This window comes from Azospirillum sp. B2RO_4, from assembly GCF_051124815.1.
In the GTDB taxonomy this organism is placed as follows: domain Bacteria; phylum Pseudomonadota; class Alphaproteobacteria; order Azospirillales; family Azospirillaceae; genus Azospirillum.
Genome location: NZ_CP118486.1, coordinates 570,001 through 593,118 on the forward strand (window position 1 = coordinate 570,001; position 23,118 = coordinate 593,118).

Consider the following 23,118-nt stretch of genomic DNA (forward strand, 5'->3'; position numbering starts at 1 on the left):
GGCGACGGTGCTGTCGTAATAGGTCGAGCCGTAGGAAACTTCGTAATCCTCCCCCTCCTTCAACGGCGCCGGCGGCTTGCCGTCATAGGGCGGCGGATGGTCGGCATAGCCCTTGAACACGCGGTACATGGTCCAGTTGGTCGACCAGAAGGGCGGGAACAGCGGGTCGCTCGGCTCCCCGGCATTGCGCGGGTAGACACAGCCCTTCCACGGGCAATTGCTGAAGCCCGGCGGATTGTGGACGCCGAAGGTCGGATAGATGTTCTTTGCCTGCGCCCAGGCGGTGCCGGCGGCGGCGGTCAGACCCAGCGCGGCGACCGCGCCCAGCAGGGGATAACGTCCGGTCATGCGAAGCCTCCTCACGGGATGTATTGCCAGGTCGGGGCGCAGAACTTGCCGGGCTGGCCGTCCATCGGCAGTTGCATCAGCATCTTGGCCTGGATCTTCAGGTCGAACATCAGGCCGATGGCGTCGTTGATCTTGTCCGGATTGCCGTTGAAGCTCTGGTGCAGGGCCTTCAGCAGATTGGAGTAGTAGGTGTTGAAGGCCTCCGACTGCACCGCGGCGACCGAGCCGGCGGCATAGTCGGCCTGCTTGGGATCGTCGATCAGGGTCTGGACTCCGGTCGGATCATAGGGGATGACCTCATCGGTGAAGTACCAGCCGCCGTCGGGCGCCTTTGCGATCTTCCGGCCCTTGTAGATCTCGTAAAAACTGTAATAGTGGGCCATCCCGTTGTCGTCACCGCCCTCGGTCCCTTCCTCCGGCGAGGTCGGGGTGCCTTCGCCCTCGCGGACAATGCGGGCGATGGCATCCTGCGCGTCGGCCAGGGACAGGATCGGCTTGATGCCGAACATGCCGTAGACCTGCCCGTCGGCGGTGCCGGAAAAGACGCCGTTTCCGAGGTCGCCCAGCGCCTTGGAAATGTCCTCGTAGAACTCGCCGATCGTCCGGTAATTGTCCTTGATGTCGGACGCCGCCAGCCGGGGCGCCGAGTCCAGGATGTCGACGGGGTCGGCCGGCTCCTCGATGACCATGAAGCAGTTTTCAACCTGATCCAGCGAGAAGCCGCGCAGATGGACGATGAACTCCGGCTGACCGGGCTGGGTCCCGATGTTCTTCGGCAGTCCGCCGGGATAGGAGGGCACGAAGGCCGGGTCGTCGATGGCCGGACGGCCGCCGATGGCCACCAGGATGTTGGCGGCCTGACAGAAATGCTCCATCTCCTGCATGGCGATGTCGATGATCATGCCGGCGATCACGCCATTCTTCGCATCGTCCAGCGAATAAGCGGCCTGGAGATACGCCGGCAGCGTGGCGTGCTCCAACTCCACCGCGAGCTGCAGGTTGGCGCGCACCTCGTCCAGCGTCCGCGGCGCCTTGGCCTGGACGACCAGCGAGGGGCCGCGCTTGGGAAGGTCGATGGCCTTGGTGCCGGCGGCCGGGACCGGGCGGGTCGCCGCCATGGTGTCTGTCGTCATGTGGGCTCTCTCCACCAATCAGATGGTTGGGGCGGGATGGTTGGGGCGGAGGCTCGGCCCGTTACTTCTTCAAGTATGTGGCGGGGTGCGGCGCAGCGTCCGCGGCCGGCGGCGCCTGGACGGCGGCCCACATCATCGACTCCGTCGCGGGGACGGCCTCGGCAGAAGGCGCCTTCGCCGGCGCCGTGCCGCGAACCGGGTTGGCGGCCCATTTCAGGATTGCGGCCTTTTTGTTCGGCGACAGGTCGCGCACCGCCGGCATGTAGTTCGGGTTCTCTTCCGGCAGCGACATGGCGGTTTGCAGCGAATAGAGATGTTTGCGCACGCTGTCATAGTCGCCCATGTTCAGCACCGGCAGCATCACCGGATAGAGCGCGGCGTATTGCGCCAGGATTGGCTTGATGTCGGCTTCCCAGCTCGGCTCCTCGGGGATCTCGTAGCCGCTCCACACCAGGAAACTGATGAAGTCCCAGGGGTTGCTGTAGGAGTCCGCGCCGACGCCGCTCAGCGTCGGGCGCACGCCATAGACCTGCCCGTCGATGTCGTCCATCGCGCGCGGCTCGCCCGGATCGCCGGCGGAGAATGCGACGGCGGCCTTGCCGGCGGCATCCGTCTTGACCGAGGGCGGGAAGCCCAGCGCGCCGGCGGGAACGCCGACCGGCGGGTCATCCTTGTCGCCGCCGAGCGAGCTGTTGTCGAAGGCCAGCGCGACCTCGGCATCGGCCAGCGGCTTGCCGAAGACGGTCGCCCACACCGTGGTCTCGGCGCTGTCGCCGGGAGCCAAGCGGAAGACGAACTGGTCGGCGCGCAGAGCCTTGCCGTCGGCCGGTTCCTGACCCAGCAGTGTGTCGGCGCCGGCCTTGCGCACGGCGAGCGGGCTCGTCGCAACAGCCGTCAGCTGCGCATCGGTCAGGGCGATGTCGGCGATGCCGGCGGTGCGCTGGTACCAGGCGTTGTCGGGGGAGACCTCGCCCAGCGCCTGGAAGCCCTGCGTGGAGTCGAGATAGCCGACCTGCAGCGTCTCGTCGACGATGTCGCCACGCCATTCCTTGAACGGGATGGAGTTGCCGAGGTCGATGGCCAGCGCCTTGCGCGCCTCGTCCACCACGGCGGTCGCATAATAGAACAGGGTCGGCGCCGACTGGCTCTGCCGCTGACTCGGCTGCAGCTTGCGGCCCAGCGTGAAGAAGCGCGGTTCGTCCGCGCGGGCAACGCCGATGCTGCCGGTGATCAGGCCCATGGTGAAGTCGGGCAGCGGCGGGTAGCGGGTGCCGTCGTCGCCGATCCAATAGCCGGCGTTGTAGCCCACCACGTTGAACTTGATCGACAGCAGCCCGCCCGGTCCGGCGGCGGCCTGCAGTTCCTGCAGGAAGGGCGATGCGGCGAGGTCGCCCCAGGCGAGATCGGACAGGACCGACTGCCAGGCGGCGCCGTACATGCAGGCCGGATGCAGCTTGTGCTGCGGCAGCGAGCCCGGCGTCAGGCTGCGCTTCCACAGGTCGGTGAAGGACGCGACGGCGAAGTTGCTGCGCAGCGCGGCCTGCCCGTCGCCGCCGACCAGCCGGACGACGAGCCCCCAGATGGCCGAGACCATCTGCTGCTCGCTGTCCAGATCGACCATCTTGGCCGGCGGCTGATCGTCGGCGTCGGCCAGCGTCATGGACAGCACGGGATCGTCGGACACGGTGCTGCCGTCGCCGCGCACCGCACCGGTCACCGCGCAGTCGGTCAGCCGCCAGACGCCGGTACCGTAGGGATTCCAATAGCCGATGTCCCAGTTCGCATAATCGGCCGCCGTATAGTTCGTTCCATCATAGTTGGATGGAAAGTTGTTGACGGTCGAAACGTCGGCAATGAACTTGCCGGTGAAATTCAGCCGCGGCCCAGTCAAATATGCCATCGCGCTTTCCCCGTTATATTTTGATAACTTTCGATAAAGAGCTGTAATATGGCGAGGCACCGATGTTTTGGAGTCGGCTGCTCAGCCTCAATCGCACGATCCAGGCACGCGCATCCGGTGCATCGCGGCGGAATTACCTGGCAAATGCTTCTGTGCGCCTGCTCAATTCGGTGATCTTCCATATCATGAAAATGCGCGGTCATCCAGGACTAATACACCCGATGGGGTTATCGGAGACGCTTTGAGCCTGAAAAATAGAATATTGTTTGCAGAATGCGCCAGATCGCTTGGGGGGTCGGAATCTCGCCAAGCGCCGGCCACGGCCACTCCTTCAGCCATGGCGCGGAGCGGTCGCCGTCGGCCTCAACGGGAAAGCGGCCGGTTCCGGGTCGTCGTGGCGGGATCCGCCTCACCTAATCCTTCGGATTGATGAAGTAGAGCTCCTCGGACCCGTCGGGGCTCATTCTGTAGAAGTGAGAATTCTCCTTGCGGAGCGTCGGCCTGTTGCCGTCCGCCAGCACCGGCAGTGGGGTGTTTCCGGCGCAGCCCAGGCATTTGAAATAGTAGCCATACTTCCCCCACCGGATCACGAGATCGCCGCCGTTGCAGTGTCTGCACCGGTGGCCGGCAGCGTGGGTTGCGGTATTCGCCGATCCCGCCCCGGCCGGTGGTGCGCTGGCCGATAGGGCGTTGACCGACGCGGTGCCGAACGACGCGGTACTCTGGGGGGCGACGCTCGGCGGGGCCGCCACCGGCGCCACAGCGGCCGTCGGGACTGCCACCGGAGGGGCGAGGACCGGAGGGGCGGCGGGCGGAGGGGTGATTGTCTCCCTCCGCTCCGGCTGACGGGGTTCGGGGATGTCGCTGGAGGTCGAAGGAGCCTCCGCTTGGGGGTCCTCCACCGGGCGTTCGAAGTCGCGGAGGAACCCGACCAGCCGGGCCTGCTCCGCCGATTCGATGCCCACGTAAGGCGACCGGAGAGAGAACAAGGCGCCGATCTCGCGACGCCGCGCCTCCAGCACGTCCTTGACGCACATCGGAATCTGGTCGGCCTTGAAGACCTCCTTCGGGTCGGCACCGCCCACCCGGTCGATGATGCCATGGTCGGATACGGCGACCATCACATCCATGCTGAAATTTTCGAAATCCTTCTGGCCCACCAGGAGACCCCGGCCAAGCAGCTTGGCCTTGTTCGCGCTGAGGACAGTGCGAAGGAAGTCCCTTTGCCGCGTCGCCTGCAGAATGGGCGAGGGCATGCCCTGCCAGGATCCGCCCATCAGCCGCATCCATTCGCCGCGCTGGTTGACGCGCACCCGGGTCGAGACGCTCTTGCTTTCGATGATGACGAGCCCCCATCGGCTGATCACCAGATGATCGATCTGCGCGGTGTCGCCGCCTGCCGTGATGCGGATGTTGTTGAGAACCGCATGATCGTCGGACGAAGCGAAGGCACGGCGCAGGTAAAAGGCCATCTGGCGTTCGGCACGAACCCCGGCCTGACGGGCCTGAAGGGGGAATCCATCCACGGTCACGGTCGCGGCTCCTTGGGCTTATCGGACGAGGGGCGGCAGGATCAGGCGCCGCCAATGCGGAGCCGGAACGCACCCGTCGGAAGCTTTTCCGTCCTTCATGAAGACCGACCTTGAGAAAGCCGGGCTCGGCCGGACGCACAATAAAAGCGGGCGCTTATTTACACAAAAAATCGCATTTGTCACGATCAAGGTCATTCATACAATTGAGTGGGCAAATGCAAACAGCACACTTTCGCTAGAGCTGTATCCGCGTTTTCCGTTCGGCGAGCGCGCATGCGGGCGAGGCAGGCGTTGCACCTCCCTCCTCGCGACGGAAATGCACGCGAACGAAACAATTTTGTCGCGGTTGACACGACCGGGTTGTGGAGCCAGCAATAATGCACGGGCAGGAAGACGTCAGCCGGGCCCGGCAGGGAGGAACCAGTGCAGGGACTGGAAATCTGGATCGGACTGGCCGTACTCGGGCTGATGGTCGGAAGTTTCCTGAACGTCGTCATCCACCGGCTCCCCATCATGATCGATCGGGCCGACGGATCGGCGGAGCGCTACGATCTCGTCCTGCCGCCCTCCGGCTGCCCGGCTTGCGGGCGCCGGCTGCGGTTCCGCGACAATGTGCCGCTTCTCTCCTTCGTCCTGCTGCGGGGCCGCTGCGCCGGCTGCGGCACCCGCATCTCCTGGCGTTATCCGCTGGTCGAGGCGCTCGGCGCGACGTTGCCGCTCGCCGTCGTTCCCGCCTTTGCCGACCCGATGCAGGCCGCCGCCGCCGCGGTCTTCGTCTGGTTCGCCATCGCCATCCTGTTCATCGATGCCGAAACGCAATTGATCCCCGACGCGCTGTCCCTGCCGCTGCTGTGGATCGGCCTGCTGCTCGGTGCTGGGGGCGTGTTCGTCGGGGCACCGGCCGCGATCCTCGGCGCCGCCGCCGGCTATGGCGGGCTCCAGTTGCTGGGATGGACGGCCCAGGCCGCTCTCGGCCGGCCGGCGCTGGGAGCGGGAGACGTCAAGCTGTTCGCAGCGCTCGGCGCCTGGCTCGGCTGGCAGCCGCTTCCGGCCACGCTCTTCCTGGCGTGCCTGACCGGAACCCTGGCAACGGCGATTCTCGCCCTGTTCGGGCGGCGCGATCGGCAGGCGCCCGTCGCTTTCGGTCCTTTTCTGATCGCCGCCGGCATTCTGATGCTCGCCTTCGAACAGCAGATGCGCCCGCTCCTGGGACCGCTCTTCTTCCGCTAACGTCGCATTGCAACACGAAAAGACGACCAATTCATCCACATGCATGCATCCAAAGCGCGTAAGACAATAAACATTTTACGTTAGAGGCGAATTTTCCTTGTGTTGATCGCGCTACAGTATCCGTGATAGAGAGCTATCCGTTCGTAAGATACGCCGTTCAGCCAATGGGTTCGTGTCGGGAACGCAATTGACCCGATAATTGCACGCGTACGCATGACGCGTACTCGCTGCACCGGATCTTTGGAATGTGCATGCAGCGACCGGGATACCCCTGACCGGGTCTTTCGGAACGGATTTTTTCGTCGTGTCCGGGTGATGCCTCATCCGGGCAATGGGAAGGTCATGGCTTGGGCAAGCCGGGCCTGGAACAGAAGGGAGCGCCAGGGATGGCATTTCGTGATTTCGTCGCACGCCCCCTCTCGGTCGCCATGGTTCTGGCGACGCTCGCAGGCAGTCCCGCCATGGTCATGGCGGCGGACATTCCCTGGTCGGACAAACTTTTCCAGCGCGAGTTCTATGACGAGGACATCCGCGTCGTCCTCACCCGGATCATGGAGGAGAACAACCTGCGCGCCGACTTCCGCCCGGGCGTGCAGGGCACCGTCAGCTTCAATTTCAACAACATGCCTCTGCAGGCCGCGTTCAACAAGCTGATCGAGGAGAACAACCTCGAATATGCTTACGAGCCGAACAGCCGGACGGTGACCATCACGGCGCCGCTGCCCGGCCGCCTGATCACGCTGACCTATGCCGAACCGGCGCAGTTCCGCAACGCGGTGCAGCGCCTCGGACTGCGCGGCGAGATCGTCGAGGACAAGGACAGCAGCATCATCCTGGTGCGCGGCACGCCCGACCAGATCAAGCGGCTGGAGGAACTGGCGCAGGTCCTCGACAAGAGCGAGAAGACGCGCATCGAGGAGCTGAACAAGCGGCAGTCGGCCGACATGGACCGCGGCACCGGCGACGCCAAGCGCCGCGAGGCCGAGGCAGCCGCCCGCGAGCGCGAGATGAACGCCGAAAACCAGGCCCGCCTGCGCGAAGAGGTGATGAACACCACGGTCAAGGTGATCCCGCTGCGCTATGCCAGCGTCGGCGCCACCACCCAGACCTTCGGCGGCCAGTCCACCACCATTCCCGGCCTGGACGAAACGCTGCGCACCATGCTGGGGATGGGCGACGGCAAGGGCGGCAGCGGCGGACCGGCCGGCGGCGCCAACGGCCTGCCCAGCACCCCGCAGGAGCAGCAGGAGCTGGCCCGCATCCGCAAGGAGCTGGGGCTGGTGCCGCCGGTGATCTCCATCGACCAGCGCTCCAACGCCATCGTCGTGCGCGGCACGCCGTCGGCCATCCGCGAGGTGGAGACGCTGGTCCAGCGCCTCGACCGTCCGCTGCCGCTGGTCGAGATCGAGGTGATGATCGTCCGCGCCCGCCGCGGCGTCGCCGAGGAGCTGGGCGTGCGCTGGGGCTCGGCCAAGCTGCTGAACGCCAACGGCGGCACTTACGGCCTTGGCGTCAGCACCGGCATTTCCCAGGACAATCTCCAGGCGCCGGGCGACTCGCTGCGGAAACAGATCGCCAGCCAGACCGCCACCAACACCACCAGCGGCATCACCGTCAGCAGCGACAACAGGAACACGACCACCAGCCCGCTGGAGCCGCTCAACCCCTTCACCCTGCTGCCGACCACGCTCGGCGGCACGCTGGCCTCCTTCGTCTTCCGCGGCGACACCTTCTCGCTGCAGACGCAGATCAACGCGCTGTCGGAGGCCAACAAGCTGCAGACCATCGCCGCCCCGCGGGTGGTCACGCTCAACAACATCGCGGCGAAGATCACCAACGACCGCTCGCAGTTCCTGGCCACCCCGCCGGCGCCGAACGCGCCGGGCACCTATCTTGAGGTGAAGGCCGGGCTTCTGCTGAACATCACCCCGTCGCTGATCGTCCGCGAGGACACCGGCGAGCAGGGGCTGATCCGCCTCAACATCAACGCCTCGGACAAGGACGTCACCCTGTCGCAGGGCCGCCCGACGCTGACCGGCAACGAGGTGCAGACCCAGGTGCTGATCCCCGACGGGTCCACCTTCGTCATGGGTGGCCTGATGAACGACACCCGCATCGAATCCCGCGACGGCGTGCCGGTGCTGGAGGACATTCCGGTGCTGGGCAACCTGTTCAAGTCGCGCGAATCGCTGTCGGACCTCCAGGAAACCATCTTCTTCATCACCCCGCGGCTGGTCCAGCCCTCCGACGTCTATGCCCAGGACATCGCCCAGCGCCGCTACCTGCAGGCCCAGCGCGCCAAGCTGGCCGACATGCGCCAGGACATCCAGTCCACCAGCCAGCTGCTCGACCTCGACACCCGCATGATCGAAGAGGACGAGTGACGCGCCATGCGCCTGCGGATCGTCAACTCGCTCAACGTGCTGGCCGGCACGCTCGCCATCGGTGCGGCGGCACTGCTTCCAGTGGTCGATCGCAACCTGTCGATCGACGCCGCGCGCGCCGAGCTGGTGGAGGCGGTCGGCCAGATCGCCAAGGCGGAGGCCGACACCTTCCCGAAGTTCGAGCGGTTCGTCTACTTCACCAACCAGCCGCAGGACACGGCCAAGGCCTTCCAGTCGCTGGGGATCAAGGCGCCGTCCGCCAACTTCGTCTTCGAGGCCTTCGCCGACGCCGAGAACGCGCTGGTGATCCGCGCCTTCACCGCCCCCGCCGCCCTGCAGCAGGGCTCCCTTCCTCCGATGCTCTACCGCTACCGCGTCCGTGCCGCCGGCACCGAAGGCGCCGGCGAGTGGACCGTCCTTTCCGGGCGTTCGCCGGGCCTGCAGCAGCTGCCCGGAACGCTCGCCGCCCTGCTCAAGTGAGGAGACCCCGTCGCATGAAGCCCGTGCTCCGCGCCCTCGTTCTCGCCTTCGCGGGCGTGGCCGCCGCCTGCACCGTGCAGAACCCGCCGCCGGCCGTGACGACCGAGCCGGCGTCGTTCCCCAAGACGACCGCAGCCGGGACCGCTGCGGCGCCCACCGTCCTGGCCGCCGCCCCCACGCGCCCCGCATCGCAACCGTTCGTGCCGCCGCACTGGTCGGTCGGCGACAGCTGGCGCTACAGCGACGGCTACGGCATGACCGTCGTCGAATCGAACGGCGAAACCGCGAAGTTCCAGCGCCTGGACGACCCCGCGCAGTGGTTCGTCATGCGCGGCCTGTTCCGCGAGGAGACGAAGTCCCGCGCGGCGCTGCGCAACGTCGTCTTCCGCTCCGAGAACCCGATGGAGCTGTTTGGCTCACCGCCGGGCAAGCCGATCGTGTTCATGCGCGAATACACCCGCAACGGCGTCACCGTCCGGCACCGCACCTCCTGGACGATCGAGGGGCGGGAGACCGTCACCGTGCCCGCCGGCACCTTCGACACCGTGGTCGCGGTCATGCGCACCCGCAGCCTGACCGGCAACTGGGTCGGCTACGAGCGCTGGTGGTACAGCCCGGCCGCCAGGAACTACGTCCGGATGGAATACAGGTACGGGGAGACGCCCGAGTCGTCCCGCGTCCTCGTCACCTACAGCGTCAAATAGCGACTTACACGGCTGACAGAAGGAGCAGCGGCAATGCATCACCGCAAGCGCAAGCAACAGGGGTTCACCCTGGTCGAGCTGATGGTCGTGGTGGCGATCATCGGCATCCTCGCCGCCATCGGCATTCCCCAGCTGACGCGCTTCGTCAAGCAGGCGGAGACGACGGAACCGTCGCAGCGCATGGCCGACATCGCCCGCAACATCCAGGGCTACATCGACGCCAACCCGAACGCGACGGTGTCCAAGCTGCAGGCCAACCTGGACGCCGCCAACACGATGTTCCCGAACTGCACCGGAACGACCTGCATCGACAGCGTGGTGCCGACCGTGACGCTGCCGGCGAATTCCGTATGGAAATACATCGTCTCGGTGAAGATCGGCGCGACCTCGCGCAGCGCCTCCGTCTGCATCGCCGCCCAGCGCTTCCCCAACGGCTTCGCCAGCACCGCCGACGTCGGCGCCGTCTACTACTCCAACGCGGCGACCTCCGGCGAAGCGGGCTGGGACGGCCAGTACCACCGCGTCAGCTACATCAAGAGCGAGGCGACCACCAGCGTCGCGGCCGGCAACTGCGCCACGCTCGCCGAAACCGCGCCGGTGGCGAAGGCCGCCACCTGACCGCCGCATCCGCTGCTCCCGCCTCCCCTCCCACCGGCACCGGACGCATGATGAACGACACCGACGATTTCGGTTTGGCCATCGCCTCCGGTGCGGTGCAGCCCCGCGGCCGCTACGAGAACTGGCGGCGGCTGGGGCGGGGAGGCACGGCGACGGTCTACCGCGTCTTCGACGCGGAGCTGAATTACGACGTGGCGATCAAGGTGCTCAACCCCGATGTCCTCGCCGATAGCAGCCTGCGCGACACCATGCTGCGCAGCATCCGCAGCGAGGTGCTGATCTCCCGCCTGCTGCGGCACGAGAACATCTGCCCGATCCACGACATCTATGACGGGCCGCGCGGTTTCGGCGTGGTCATGGACATCGTCGACGGCGTCGAACTGCGGCAGTGGATGGACGCCAACCGCAACGGCCTGCGCGACACCGCGACCGACCGGCTGGAGCTGCTGAAGCACCTGACCGGTGCGCTGGCCGTGGCGCACACGCGCATCGTCCACCGCGACCTGAAGCCCCAGAACATCTTCCTGCGCGGCGGCGACATCGGCCGGCCGGTCATCATGGATTTCGGCTTCTCGGTGCTGGGCGCCAAGGTGGCCGGCGACTTCCTGGAGGCCTACACGCCGAAATACATGGCGCCGGAGCAGTTCGAGGCGCCGGAAACCGTCGACCGGCGCGCCGACCTGTGGGCGCTGGGCATCATCGCCTACGAGCTGTTCACCGGCCGGGTGCCGCCCAACTCGCTGCAGAACCTGCTGTCCACCGGGCAGGTGCCGCGCATCGCCATCGAGCATATCGACCCGCCGAGCCGCTACAATGCCGCGGTGCCGCCGGCGCTCGACCGCCTCATCCTCCAGCTGATGGCCTACCGGCCGGAGCGGCGCATCCAGGCGGCGGAAGAGCTGCTCGACGCCCTGCGCGTGGTCGAACTGCTGAGCGAGCCCGGCGACGGCGGCCGGGAGCGCACCGGCCGGCGCGACCACGCTGTCCTGATCTGCGGCGGCGAACATCACCTCGGCACCCGGGCCGGCGTGGGCGTGCTCCCCAACGAGCTGCCCGGACGGCGCATCCGCCTGTCGCCCTTCCTCATCGATCCCCGGCCGGTCACCGTCGCCGACTTCGCCGAGTTCGTCACCGCCACCGGCCATCCGGCGCCGCCGCTGCTGGACAAGCGGCTGGCCTCGGCCGCCAGCCATCCGGTGGTCGCGGTCACCCATGCCGACGCGCAGGCCTACGCCCGCTGGGTGGGCGGCTTCCTGCCGACGGAAGCGCAGTGGGAATGCGCCGCGCGCGGCGGCGTGCCCTTTGCCGACTATCCCTGGGGCTCCGAACCGCCGGGCCCGACGCGCGCCAACATCGGCCGTGCCTCCACCATGACCTCGCCGGTCGGTTCCTACGCCGAGGGGCGCAATCCCTACGGCCTGGACGACCTGTGCGGCAACGTCTGGGAATGGTGCCAGGACGTGTACGACGACGCCTTCTACCGGACCCTGACCAAGGACGCGCCCGATCCCGTCAACAGCCGCGGCAGCGGCCCACGCGTTCTGCGCGGCGGCAGTTTCGAGAGCGTCCCGGTGCAGGGCCGCTGCGCGTTCCGGTCCTCCGCGCCACCCGGCGAACGGCGCGGCGACGTCGGTTTCCGCGTCGCCTACCTGCCCGACCTTTAGCCGCCGGATACCTGCCTCATGACAACGACCGAACGGCCCACCCTGCACATCCTGGTCCGCCACACCGACGGCAGCGAACGGCCGGCCGTGCTGGACGGCGGGCGCGACCGCTATGTCGTCGGCCGGCGCGACGCCGGCGGTGCGATTTCCGATCTGACGCTGGATGACAGGCATGTGTCGCGCCGCCACTGCGCCTTCGCCTGGGACCCGGCGCTGGGCGCCTGGACGGTGACCGACCTGAAGAGCGCCAACGGTACCCGGCTGAACGGCACGCCGGTGGACGAGGCGCCGCTGCCGGTGCGCAGCGGCGACCGGATCAACCTGGGCGCCACGCTGCTGATCCTCGACATGGGCGCACCGCAGGAAGCCGACGGCGACCGCACCGTCACGGTCCACCCGTCACTCTCCCGGATGCCGGCCGCCGCCCCCGACGATGACGACGCCACCCTGCTCGGAGACGGCGGGGGAGCGACGGTGCTCATCCGCCCCGATGCGGCGGCGACCGTGATGCACCATCCGCAGACGCTTATGCGCGCGGCCCAAACCCCGGCCGTCACCCCATCGCCCGCTCCGGAGCCCGGCCCGCATCCGACGCCCGCTCCGACGCACACACCCACACCGGCTGCGGCCGATCCGACCGCATTGCCGGACGTCGCCGGACCGGCGGATGACGGCTGGACCGCCGGCTTCACCGCCGCACCGCTCCCCTCCCCTCCGCCGGCCCCTCCGCCGGCCCCTCCGCCGGCGGTCGCGGAGGAGCGTCGCGCCTTCGAACGGCCGGAGGGCGACGTCGTCCTGAACGGCATCGCCCGCGATCTGGTGCAGGCCAACCTGCTCGACGGGCAGAAGGCGGTGGCGCTGTGCAAGGTGGCGCGCGACACCGGGCGGACCTTCTTCCGCATGCTGGCGGAGGACACCAGCCTGCGCTTCCACGACGAGATCTATGCGCTCGTCGGCCGGCAGTTCGGGCTGGAAACCCTCGCCACCGAGAAGGAGCTGATGGAACAGGCGGTTGCCACCGGATGGCTGCCCTTCCCGCTTGCGGCCAAGCGCGGCGCGGTGGTGCTCGCGTCCGGCGACGGCGGAATGCTGCGCTATGCCACCATCGACCCCTTCGACCTGCCGCTCGACGATTGGGTCGCGCGCTGCGCCGGAAAGCCGACGCAGCGGCTGCTGGTCACCCCGACGGTCTTCCAGTCGGCGCTGCAGCGCCTGAAGAACCAGGGGGAGGACGAGGACGGCAGCTCCAGCGTGCTGGTCATCGACATCCCGCCGGAGGTGGAGCAGCGCATCGCCACCCGCATCGAGGAGGCGGACGTCCCGCAGCTGGTCAACTACTTCCTCCAGCGCGCCTGCCTGCAGGGGGCGTCGGACATTCACATCGAGCCGACCGAGGATTATCTGCTGGTGCGCAACCGCGTCGACGGCATCCTGCACGAGGACACCTCGATGCCGGTGTCGATGCATCCGGAAATCTCGTCGCGCATCAAGATCGTCGCCGGCATGGACGTGGCGGAGAAGCGCCGCCCGCAGGACGGCCGCATCAGCTCGGTCATCCAGGGCAATCCGATCGACGTGCGCGTGTCCTCCTACCCGACCATCTACGGCGAGAAGATGGTGCTGCGCCTGCTCGACAAGAACGCGCTGCGCCCGTCGCCCGAACATCTGGGCATGGTGTCGCGCGACCTGCGGCTTCTCTACGACAAGCTGGGCGCGCCGTACGGGCTGGTGATGATCTGCGGCCCGACCGGGTCGGGCAAGACGACGACGCTCTATTCCTGCCTGGGCAGCATCGACAAGAAGGCCAAGAACGTCCTGACCGTCGAGGATCCGGTGGAATACCGGCTGAAGGGCGTGCACCAGATGCAGGTCAACGACCGCATCGGCCTGACCTTCGCCTCGGGCCTGCGCACGATCCTGCGCCAGGATCCGGACGTCATCATGGTCGGCGAATGCCGCGACACCGAAACCTCGGCGATGGCGATCCAGGCGGCGCTGACCGGCCACATCGTCTTCTCCACCATCCACACCAACGACGCGGTGGGCGTGGTGACGCGCCTGCTGGACATGGGCATCGACCATTTCCTGGTCGCCAACGCCCTGACCCTGACCATCGCCCAGCGGCTGGTGCGCAAGGTGTGCAGCCATTGCCAGACCGTGGTGACCGGCACCGAGCTGCGCCGCCAGCTGCGCGGCGACGGCATCTCCGCCGAACGGCTGGAGGCGCTCGGCATCGAGATCGACGACGACCTGACCTATGTCCAGGGGCTGGGCTGCGTGCATTGCCGCAACACCGGCTACAGCGGCCGGCAGGCGGCGTTCGAGGTGTTCGAGATGACCAACGCCGCCCGCAACATGATCCTGTCGCCGAACTTCAACGCCGACGAGCTGCGGCGCATGGCCCGCGAGTCCGGGATGACGACGCTGATCGGCCACGGGCTCCAGCTGATCGAGGAAGGCATCACCACGCACGCCGAGGTCATCCGCGTGCTCGGCGAAACCTACTGACGCGGGCCCGGCGATGGCGGTGAGCACACTCCACACCCTGATCTTCACGCAGCAGTTCGCCTCGATGATCCGCAGCAACCTGCCGCTGGTCGAGGTGCTGGACAATCTGGCGGAGGAAACGCCGCAGCGCCGCCTGCGCGAGACCATCGCCACCGTGTCGGACGACGTGAAGCACGGCCAGGATCTGGGGGCGGCGCTGGCCGCCCATCCCGGCGTGTTCGACGACGTCTATGTCAACGTCGTCCGTTCCGGCCTGGAATCCGGCCGGCTCGGCGGCGCGCTGGCGCAGATCGCCCATTACCAGAAGGTCATCCACGAAACCGGGCGCAAGCTGAAGGCGGCGATCGCCTATCCGGCCTTCGTCGTGCTGGCCTTCTTCGGCATCTTCAACGCGATGGTGTTCTTCATCCTTCCGAACTTCTCGAAGATGTACAAGAATTTCGGCAAGGCGCTGCCGGCGCCGACCCAGCTGCTGCTCGACCTCGGGCGCTTCTGGGCGGACAACTGGTATCTGATCGTCGGCGTGCAGGCGGTGCTGATCGGCAGCTTCATCGTCTGGATCGCCAGCCCCGACGGCCGCGCGGTGTGGGACGAGATCAAGCTGCGCATCCCCCTCCTCGGCCCGCTGTGGCGGATGAGCGCGCTGGCGCGCTTCCTGCGCACGCTGGCGGTGCAGGTGGAGAACGACGTGCCGGTCCTCCACGCCCTGCGGCTGGCCGCCGACGCCAACGGCAACGTCTATATCCGCGAAATTCTCTACGACATCGCCGACGAGTTCGAACGGGGCCGCAGCCTCGCCGCCAGCTTCCGCCGCTACGAGGTCTTCCACGGCATCGTCCTGCAGATGATCGCCTCGGGCGAGGAGGCCGGCATCCTGGACGAGCTGCTGATGTCGTCCGCCGATTATTTCGACAGCCTCGTGCAGGACCTGCTGGACCGCATCACCAGCCTGGTGAACCCGGTGCTGACCATCTTCATCGGCCTCGCGGTGGCCGGGATGATGGTGGCCTGCTTCCTGCCGGTCTTCCAGATGGGGTCCATGGTATGAGCACGACCCGGCTTCCCCCCCGCCCCGCCATCCGCCGCGCCGCGAAGGGCCGCTCCCAGGCCGGCTGGACCCTGGTGGAGCTGATGGTCGTCATCGTAATCATCGGCATCCTGGCGGCGATCGGCGGCGGCTATTACACCAACCACCTGCTGCAGGCCAACGTCTCCCAGGCGGTGCCGCACCTGATGACGATCGCCGCCAAGCAGCGCATCCACCACAACCGCACCGGCCGCTACCTGACCTCCACCAGCGAGGAGGAGATCCAGAAGAAGCTGGGTGTCGACCTGTCGAACGCCGGCGATTTTTGCTTCATTCTTCTGTGCACCGACGCGACCAAGTGCGGCAACTACGGCAGTTCCCCCTTCACCGCCTCCACCCCCGGCTCAGCCACCGACGGCCCCTTCATCTCCACCGGCGGCAACGAGACGACGCTCTTCCAGGTGCTGGCCCTGCTGCGCCCGAAATCGGCGTCCGGCACCACCACCGGATCGGTCAGCGGCGCCGGGCGGACCTGCACCCCGTCCTACACGGTGGAGCCGATCAAGCAGGAGCCGCAGGGCTGGGTGCGCGACACCGGCAAGGGCAGCAGCGGGCGTGTCGTGGTGCTCAGCTACCCGCCGCCGCCGGACGGCCGCGCCACCTCGTCGGTGACCATCGGCGGGCACACGGTGACGCTCGACTGGCGGCAGGGCATCGCGATGTCCGACACCCTGACCGAGTAGGGAGACGGACCGATGCGCCCTCCCCGCCTGTCCCGGCAATCCGGCATCACCCTGATGGAGGTGATGATCGGCATCGTGCTGGTCGGGATTCTCCTGCTCGGCATGAACGGCCTGTGGGAAGCCGCCGCCCGCCAGCTCGACGAGGCCTCGCTGCGCCAGCGCGCGGTGTTCCGCCTGAACGGCGAGATGGAACGGCTGAGCGCGCTGTATATTTTCGGCCCGGTACCTACAACTTCCACCAATTTGGTGTCGGTTGCCGACTACGCGACTTCGACGATTCCGGCTCGGATTGGGTCATATATTGGCACGTCGGTCAGCAATAGCCGGCTCATTTACGCCGACAACACCACCACCCCGACGGTCACGACTTCGACCACGACTTTCGCGCAGACCGTAAACACCGACGGACAGAACGCCGAAACGGTTTACAGCCGCATCTATTATCTGGATGCGGGCATCGTGGGCACCACGGGCGACGACCGCAACCTCGTCTGGCTCGACCGCGAGCGTGGAGTGCTGGCGCAGTTGAGTTGGGAACTAAGCGACCTGCCATACACCGACCCTTTATTGTCCGGCGGCAAGCCGTGCAACAACAAGCCATGCCAACTGCTCACCCTCTATCTCGATTATCCATTCCGCTACTCCACCGACACGGTGGACCCGCGCGGTGACATGGGACCGGTGGAGACCATCACGCTCCAGACCATCGTGGGGCAGCGATGAAGAGCCGGCGCGACGCCCAGCGGGGCTTCACCCTGATCGAACTGATGGTCGCCGGCACCATCAGCCTGATCCTGCTGGCGGCCATCGGCGGCGTGCTGTCGGATTCGCTGCGCACCGCGGCGGCGCTGAACAGTCAGGTCGCCATCAACCGTCACGCCCGCGAGATCTTCGAGATCCTTGCCTTTGGCGGCAGCAATGAGAACGCAAACACTACCCCCCTACCTTTCAACTATGTCTTCGGCCTACGCGGTCGGAATCCGACCGGCGGCAGCGACATGTTCGCGATGCCAGCGGCCTCTTCACCTAGCCCTCTTCTTGCCCGCGACATCAATGGCAGCACACGCTTGTATCGGTTTGGCCTTGGCCGCACCGGCACGACACCCCAGGGCGACCCGATAGACGCTCTGCTTGCCGAGCAGGTCCAGGAGGTGACGGTCCCCTGCACCGGAACCGACCTGCCGGTACAGGGATGCGCCGTCGCGACCAGTGCGACGATGCAGGGCTACCTGCGCTCTGACCCGACGCTCTCAACATCGGCCTCGCCCAACCGTGTCACCACACTCGCCTTCCAGTTGATCGACCCGCAGGTGCAGGGAGCGCCGCATACCTACAACACCGACTACACGGTGACCTACTGGACCGCCTTCACCGGCCTGCAGGAGAAGGCACCATGGTAGCGAGACGCCAATGCGCCCGAGAGCGCCAGCGGGGATCGGTCCTCGTCGCCGTGATGGTGTTCATGGCGCTGCTGATGCTGTTCGCCACCACACTGATCAACCACCTGCTGGTGTCCGAAGCCGAAGAGGTGGAGTCGATGCTGGCCGAGACCCGCGTCTATTGGGCGATGAACGGCCACCTGAACTACATGCTCAGCCGCGCTGCCGCCCAGGGATTGTGTGCAAATGGTGCGAAGGCCGGGACGCTTGCACTCAATCAGGCAGCAGAATGCAAATCCAATCCTACCACTGACACAGACGGCACCGGGAGCCATCCATCCTTTTCCAGCCGATCAACCGGCAGCATCGTCGGCGCACTCCAAGATTATCTGGATGGGGCCGACGAACTTAGGCAAAGCGGGACCATCGACAATCCTGGTTCATTAACCTGGTATTTCCCGCAGAACGCCAACGCCACCAACGACGGTACCACCGCTCTTAACGGCAACAATCTGACCAACACTGCCAATCAGTACCAGTTCTCAATCCGCGGCGTGGTCGATGAGCGCATGCTCTCCACCAATGTCGCAGCTGCCGACGGTCAGGTGCGGCTTGATCTAGACATCACCGAGGTCGGCAACGTCCCCGTCCTGCGGAACATCGCGGATCGCGTCGGCCGGCTAACCGTCGGCTTCTGTGTCGTCGACCAATATGACGACGGCGGCACTCTAAAAGCCTCCCCCAGCACAGCGAACTGCGCCACCGGCCAAGCCGAAGGCACGTCCCGCATCCAATTCATCCAGCGCAACTTCCCCTTCTCGTATTAGCGAGGCGCCATGACCGCTCCGTCCCAGACCCTTGCCCTGCCCCGTACGGGTGGCCTGCTGACCGCGGCGCGGCGGCTGTTCGCTCCGTCGCGCAAAGGGGCCGATGCGGCGGCGGGCACCGGCATCGCCTATCTGCACTGCTCCGACATCGGCTGGAGCGCGCTCGTGCTCGATCCCGCCTCGCCGGGCGCGCCGACGGCCTTGTCGGGCGAACCGCCGGCCAAGCAGGCGCCGGCACCGGGCGAGGAGCGGCTCGACACCGTCTTCGCCGCCGCTGCCGAGGCGTTCGAACGGAACCGCGTCTCCATCGACCGGCTGCATGTGCTGACCGACGATCCCGGCATCTTCTACACCGACACCCGTGGCGAGCAGTTCAACGCCGCCGAGAAGACCTCCCCCGCCGTCCTGCGCGCCTATGGGGCGGAGCAGTTGAACGCCTCGCACGCCATCTTCGGGTTCGCTCCCTTCGGCCAGAAGGGCGGCAAGACGCGCCAGAACGGCGTCGCCGCCTTCGCCAGCGCCAAGCGTGCCGGCGGCTGCCTGGGCCGGCTCGACCGGCTGGCGCTGAAGGTCGGGTCGCTGGTGCCGGTGGCCGACATCCTGGTCCGCCGCGCTCACGAGTTGGGCGGCGCCACCTATGGCGCGCTCTATGTCGGCGGACAGTCCAGCCAGTTGGTGGTGGCCTGCCCGCGGCACGGCACGGTGACCAGCCGCGTGCTGCCGGTCGGCATCATGACGCTGGTGGAGGCGGTGGCGCGGGAGTCCGGCATCGGCGTCGAAGACGCGCAGCGCGCGCTTGGCGAGCGTTCGGTGGCGGACGAGGTGATGACGCTGGAGCCGCTCGGCGACGATGCCGAGATCACCCGCAGCGCCATGGACCGCATGATCGGGCCGGCGCTGCGCCGCATGGTGGCCGACATCGAAGCGACGCTGGAGTTCTTCGACACCCAGCGCGTCTCCGACCGGCCGCAGCGGCTGGAACTGTTCGGCGCCTGCGACCGGGTGAACGGCCTCGCCGATTTCCTGGCGGCCTCGCTGCCGGTGGAGCCGTCGCCGGTCAGCGTACTGGAGCTGTTCCAGCGCCAGCCGCCGGGCGACTGCATCAACCTGCTGCAGCACACCGGATCGGACCTGCAGATCGGCCAGACCCGCTACAGCCTGCACGGCGACCGTCTGGCCGCCGCCAAGAAGCCGGAGCGTGCCGACAGCCGGGCCGGCGCCGGGCGCCCCGGCGACCGCAGGAAACAGCCGGGACGCCGCGGCTCGCGCTCCCGCCCCGCCGCCAACCAGGGGCTGGCCGGGCTGCTCGCACGGCTGCGCGGCCAGCCGGCCGGCGACGGCGAGGAGGCGCCCAGCAGCGACCGGCAATATTTCCTGCTGTTCGGTCTGGTCTGCGGGCTTCTGCTGCTGGTGGCGTGGCAGAGCTACGACGACCTTCAATCCCGCCACCGCAACGCCATGGCGCGCGTGTCGCAGCTGATGGACGAGAACGCGCGCATCCGCCGGGCCGTCGGCGGCAGCGAGCGGGTGCAGGCGGCGGCGCCGACCGACAAGGTGCTGTGGACCGAGAAGTTCCTGGCCATCGGCCGCAACATGGACAAGCCGATGTGGTTGACCGACGTGTTCCTCGCCACCGAAACCCGCACGGTCGGCGGCAGCAGCGTCGTCAGCAAGAAGCTGGTGCTGGAAGGCGCGGTCCTGCCCTCCACCGTCGGCCATATCCTGGAGATCTCCAAGTTCATCGACCGGCTGGAAAAGGACACCGTCGGCTTCATGGACGATTTCCGCGAGATCCGCTTCCACGGCGCCAGCCTGGATCAGGCGGAAAGCGACCCGATCATCCGTTTCGGCATCGAAGCCTGGTACGACGAGAACAAGCGCGTCCAGACGCGGGCCGCCACCCCGGCCGGCGGCGCCGGCGGCGGACCGCTCGGCGACATGCAGATCAAGGTGCGTGAGCGCAACGAGGCCATCGAAACCCACGCGCCGGTATCGGCGCGCTGAGCGCGGCGGCTGACGACAAGGACCCGGAGACCCCCATGGATGCCTTCCTCAGGAAACACCGCGCCTTCCTGCTGTCGACCCTCTACCTGATCACCGGGTTGATGCTGCTGGGCTATGCCACCCTCTACAGCAGGCGCGACGTGGCCATCGCCGACGCCCTGCAGCTGAACCGTCTGGTGGAGGAGGAGAACCGCGCGCTGACGGAACTGGCCAAGAAGCAGAAGAAGGCGGAGGCGGCGCCTCAGGAGGGCATCCGCTCGCTGCCGACCTTCCTGGAGCGCATCAACTCAATCGCCCAGAAGACCACCGTCATCATCAAGGAGCTGACCCCCAGCCGCGACACCGACCTGAAATTCCTGCTGAAGATCACCACCGACTACCTGACCTTCCTGCGCTTCGCGGCGGAGCTGGAATCGCTCAATCTGGTCATCAACGACCTGCAGGTGCGGCCCTACGACCCGACCAAGACGCCGCCCGTCCACGCCATCGAATTCTCCATCACCCCGCGCAACGACGCGGCACCGATGTCCGACGACCGCGTCCTGGCCCTGCGCGATCAGGTGGCCAGCCTGGACAAGCGCAACCCCTTCCAGCGCTTCGCCTTCAACGCCACCACCAAGGAGGTGTCGGCCGAGATCGACCTGACCTGGATCCACAAGCTGTCGGGCGTCGGCCGCGTCGGCGACCGCAAGGTGGCGACGATCAACGTCAGGAACGAGACCAAGGATTACAGCGTCGGCGACGAGCTGGAGCCCGGACTGACCGTCACCGCCATCGAGAACGACCGCGTGCAGCTCCAGAAGAAGACGGGCGACGGCACGGTGCGCTACGTCATGCGCTTCCGCCGCTCCGCCGTCTCCAAACAGCCCTGATCGCGGGGGGAGCGGTCATGGCCATCCGGATGAGGACGGCGGCAACCCTGCTGGCCGGGGCGCTGCTGGCGGCGGCGCTGCCGACCGTCCCGGCGAAGGCCGACCGGGTGTCCGACGCCGTCGCCGATTTCCGCGCCGGGCAGGCGGACGAAGCCGCCCAGGTGCTGGAACCGCTGGCCCGCACCGGTCATCCCGATGCGCAGTTCTGGCTGGGTACCATGTATTACCAGGGCCGCGGCAAGCCGCGCCTGTACGGGGCGGCGCTGGCTTGGTACCGCCGCGCCGCCGAACAGGGCAACGCCGACGCGCAGAACAATCTGGGCCTGATGTACCGCAACGGCGAGGGGGTGGAGGCCAGCCGCCTGCTTGCCTACGCCTGGTTCACCCTGGCGGCCGGGCACGGCAACAGCGTGGCCCGTGCCAACCTGGACGCGCTGGCCGACGGCATGACGCCCGCACAGATCCTGCAGGGCCAGCAGTTGGCCGAGGAGCAGATGCATCGCATCGATACCGCGCGGCGGCGGCCGGCCCCCGCGCGGGCGCCGGTTTCGGCCGCGGCAGCGGCGACGGCATTGCCGCCGGTTCCCGCGCTGAACGAGGTGCGCGTGGTGCAGATCGGCCTGTTCCGCAATGCCGACGGCGTCCGCCGCATCCGGGATAGGCTGAAGGGGGAACGGCTGGAACGGTCGCGTCTCGCCCTGCGCGACGAGGAGGTGGTGATCCGCGGCGAGCGCTACCGCCGCCTGCGCGTCGGTCCCTTCGCCCGCGCCGAAGACGCCCGCGTCTGGGCGCAGCGCCTCGACCGCCTGCTGGGGGTGGACAGCGCGGTCATTCCGGTGCCCGCCGGCCGATAAGCGGGCCAAATATGCGCGGCGCCCGCGCCGTCAGTCGCGGCTCGCCGTGCGCACCAGCCTGGAGGCTTCGGTGACGGCGGCGTCGAAGGGATGGCGGTCGGACGGATAGAGCATGCCGACGCGCCGCACATAGGCCTGGGTTTCGGCATAGGGCGGGATGCCGCCATGCCGCTCCACCGCGCCTTCGCCGGCATTGTAGGCGGCCAGCGCCAGGCGGACGTCGCCCTGGAAATAGGCCAGCAGCCAGCGCAGGTACTTCATCCCGCCCATCAGGTTGCCGACCGGATCGAACGGGTCGGCCACGTCGAAACGGCGGGCGGTCTCCGGCATCAGCTGCATCAGGCCGCGCGCCTTCTTCGGCGATTCGGCGCGGGGTTCGAAATTCGACTCCACCGCGATCACCGCCAGCACCAGCCGGGGGTCGAGCGAGAAGCGCGGCGCCAGATCGCGCACGGCATCGGCCACCGCGCCGCGCGCCGCCAGCTCGCGGAACCGGGCGGTGTCGGGAATGAAGACCGGCGGGGCGGACCGGCGCCGGCTCTCGCTCCGGCAAACCGGTTGGGGGTGGGGCTTGCCGGGCGGCAGGAGCTTCAGCATCCGTCGGGCGTCGGCCTCCCCTCCTTGCGCGGCGGCGGCGAACCAGTCGAAGCCGCGCACCGGGTCGCGGCGCACGCCCAGACCGGTCCAAAGGAACCAGCCGACCCGGAACGAGGCCTTCGCATGCCCCTGCCGCGCAAGCCCGCAATAGAGCGCATAGGCCCTGCCGAGATCGGTGGGCATGTCCCTGCCCGTCTCATAACGCTGGGCAAGGTCGAACTGCGCATCGGCGTCCACCGCCGCCGCCGTTCCTGCGAGGCAGCAGACCGCCGCCGCGGCAAGGATGGAGGCCAAGCGCTTTTTAGCCATCCGGT

20 protein-coding genes (1 of these 20 only partly in view) are annotated in these 23,118 nt (G+C 67.5%); 15 read left to right on the forward strand and 5 right to left on the reverse strand.

Going from position 1 to position 23,118, the window contains the following annotated elements; genetic code table 11:
- The 4 genes from PWS46_RS16570 to PWS46_RS16585 form a co-directional block, all read right to left on the reverse strand.
- Positions 1 to 348, reverse strand: the start of a protein-coding gene (locus PWS46_RS16570) for a hypothetical protein (RefSeq protein ID WP_434620386.1). The gene continues 786 nt to the left of window position 1, outside the view; the window shows 348 of its 1,134 coding nt (coding positions 1-348); the start codon lies at positions 346 to 348; its stop codon lies beyond the left edge, outside the window.
- An 11-nt stretch (positions 349 to 359) separates the two neighbouring features.
- Positions 360 to 1,481: a ferritin-like domain-containing protein gene (locus tag PWS46_RS16575; RefSeq protein WP_434620389.1), complete on the reverse strand. Its 1,122-nt coding sequence runs from the start codon at positions 1,479 to 1,481 to the stop codon at positions 360 to 362.
- Between the two features lie 61 nt (positions 1,482 to 1,542).
- On the reverse strand, positions 1,543 to 3,381 hold the full coding sequence (locus PWS46_RS16580) for a hypothetical protein (RefSeq protein ID WP_434620392.1): 1,839 nt from the start codon (positions 3,379 to 3,381) through the stop codon (positions 1,543 to 1,545).
- A gap of 413 nt (positions 3,382 to 3,794) precedes the next feature.
- Positions 3,795 to 4,913, reverse strand: coding sequence for a nuclease-related domain-containing protein (locus PWS46_RS16585; RefSeq protein WP_434620395.1), 1,119 nt, complete (start codon positions 4,911 to 4,913; stop codon positions 3,795 to 3,797).
- 423 nt (positions 4,914 to 5,336) lie between these two features.
- Here PWS46_RS16585 and PWS46_RS16590 point away from each other — a divergent pair, with 423 nt between their 5' ends.
- The 15 genes from PWS46_RS16590 (at position 5,337) to PWS46_RS16660 (ending at position 22,207) form a co-directional block, all read left to right on the forward strand.
- Positions 5,337 to 6,143 (forward strand): prepilin peptidase, encoded by an 807-nt coding sequence (locus PWS46_RS16590; protein WP_434620398.1) that lies wholly within the window; start codon positions 5,337 to 5,339, stop codon positions 6,141 to 6,143.
- Between the two features lie 386 nt (positions 6,144 to 6,529).
- Positions 6,530 to 8,527 (forward strand): secretin N-terminal domain-containing protein, encoded by a 1,998-nt coding sequence (locus tag PWS46_RS16595; RefSeq protein WP_434620401.1) that lies wholly within the window; start codon positions 6,530 to 6,532, stop codon positions 8,525 to 8,527.
- 6 nt (positions 8,528 to 8,533) lie between these two features.
- Positions 8,534 to 9,007, forward strand: coding sequence for a hypothetical protein (locus PWS46_RS16600; RefSeq protein ID WP_434620404.1), 474 nt, complete (start codon positions 8,534 to 8,536; stop codon positions 9,005 to 9,007).
- Positions 9,008 to 9,021: 14 nt separating this feature from the next.
- Positions 9,022 to 9,711: a hypothetical protein gene (locus PWS46_RS16605; RefSeq protein ID WP_434620407.1), complete on the forward strand. Its 690-nt coding sequence runs from the start codon at positions 9,022 to 9,024 to the stop codon at positions 9,709 to 9,711.
- A 33-nt stretch (positions 9,712 to 9,744) separates the two neighbouring features.
- A complete protein-coding gene (locus tag PWS46_RS16610; RefSeq protein ID WP_434620410.1) occupies positions 9,745 to 10,329 on the forward strand; it encodes a type II secretion system protein in 585 nt (194 codons plus the stop codon).
- A gap of 47 nt (positions 10,330 to 10,376) precedes the next feature.
- A complete protein-coding gene (locus PWS46_RS16615) occupies positions 10,377 to 11,993 on the forward strand; it encodes a bifunctional serine/threonine-protein kinase/formylglycine-generating enzyme family protein (RefSeq protein WP_434620413.1) in 1,617 nt (538 codons plus the stop codon).
- Between the two features lie 18 nt (positions 11,994 to 12,011).
- A complete protein-coding gene (locus PWS46_RS16620) occupies positions 12,012 to 14,501 on the forward strand; it encodes an ATPase, T2SS/T4P/T4SS family (protein WP_434620416.1) in 2,490 nt (829 codons plus the stop codon).
- A gap of 19 nt (positions 14,502 to 14,520) precedes the next feature.
- Positions 14,521 to 15,549: a type II secretion system F family protein gene (locus PWS46_RS16625; RefSeq protein WP_434620419.1), complete on the forward strand. Its 1,029-nt coding sequence runs from the start codon at positions 14,521 to 14,523 to the stop codon at positions 15,547 to 15,549.
- Positions 15,546 to 16,271 (forward strand): type IV pilin protein, encoded by a 726-nt coding sequence (locus PWS46_RS16630; RefSeq protein ID WP_434620422.1) that lies wholly within the window; start codon positions 15,546 to 15,548, stop codon positions 16,269 to 16,271. The genes PWS46_RS16625 and PWS46_RS16630 overlap by 4 nt, the downstream gene beginning before the upstream one ends.
- A 12-nt stretch (positions 16,272 to 16,283) precedes the next feature.
- On the forward strand, positions 16,284 to 16,994 hold the full coding sequence (locus PWS46_RS16635; RefSeq protein ID WP_434620425.1) for a type IV pilus modification PilV family protein: 711 nt from the start codon (positions 16,284 to 16,286) through the stop codon (positions 16,992 to 16,994).
- A complete protein-coding gene (locus PWS46_RS16640) occupies positions 16,991 to 17,671 on the forward strand; it encodes a PulJ/GspJ family protein (RefSeq protein ID WP_434620428.1) in 681 nt (226 codons plus the stop codon). Before PWS46_RS16635 ends, PWS46_RS16640 begins: the two co-directional genes overlap by 4 nt.
- 62 nt (positions 17,672 to 17,733) lie before the next feature.
- Complete coding sequence (locus tag PWS46_RS16645) at positions 17,734 to 18,477, forward strand: hypothetical protein (RefSeq protein WP_434620431.1); 744 nt, start codon at positions 17,734 to 17,736, stop codon at positions 18,475 to 18,477.
- Positions 18,478 to 18,486: 9 nt separating this feature from the next.
- Entirely contained in the window at positions 18,487 to 20,481 is a 1,995-nt protein-coding gene (locus tag PWS46_RS16650) for a hypothetical protein (protein ID WP_434620433.1), read from the forward strand.
- A 35-nt stretch (positions 20,482 to 20,516) separates the two neighbouring features.
- Entirely contained in the window at positions 20,517 to 21,353 is an 837-nt protein-coding gene (locus tag PWS46_RS16655) for a hypothetical protein (RefSeq protein WP_434620436.1), read from the forward strand.
- Between the two features lie 17 nt (positions 21,354 to 21,370).
- On the forward strand, positions 21,371 to 22,207 hold the full coding sequence (locus PWS46_RS16660; RefSeq protein WP_434620439.1) for an SPOR domain-containing protein: 837 nt from the start codon (positions 21,371 to 21,373) through the stop codon (positions 22,205 to 22,207).
- A 30-nt stretch (positions 22,208 to 22,237) separates the two neighbouring features.
- On the opposite strand, the gene PWS46_RS16665 is transcribed toward PWS46_RS16660, so the two are convergent.
- Positions 22,238 to 23,113: a transglycosylase SLT domain-containing protein gene (locus PWS46_RS16665; RefSeq protein WP_434620442.1), complete on the reverse strand. Its 876-nt coding sequence runs from the start codon at positions 23,111 to 23,113 to the stop codon at positions 22,238 to 22,240.
- Between the last annotated feature and the right edge of the window lie 5 nt (positions 23,114 to 23,118).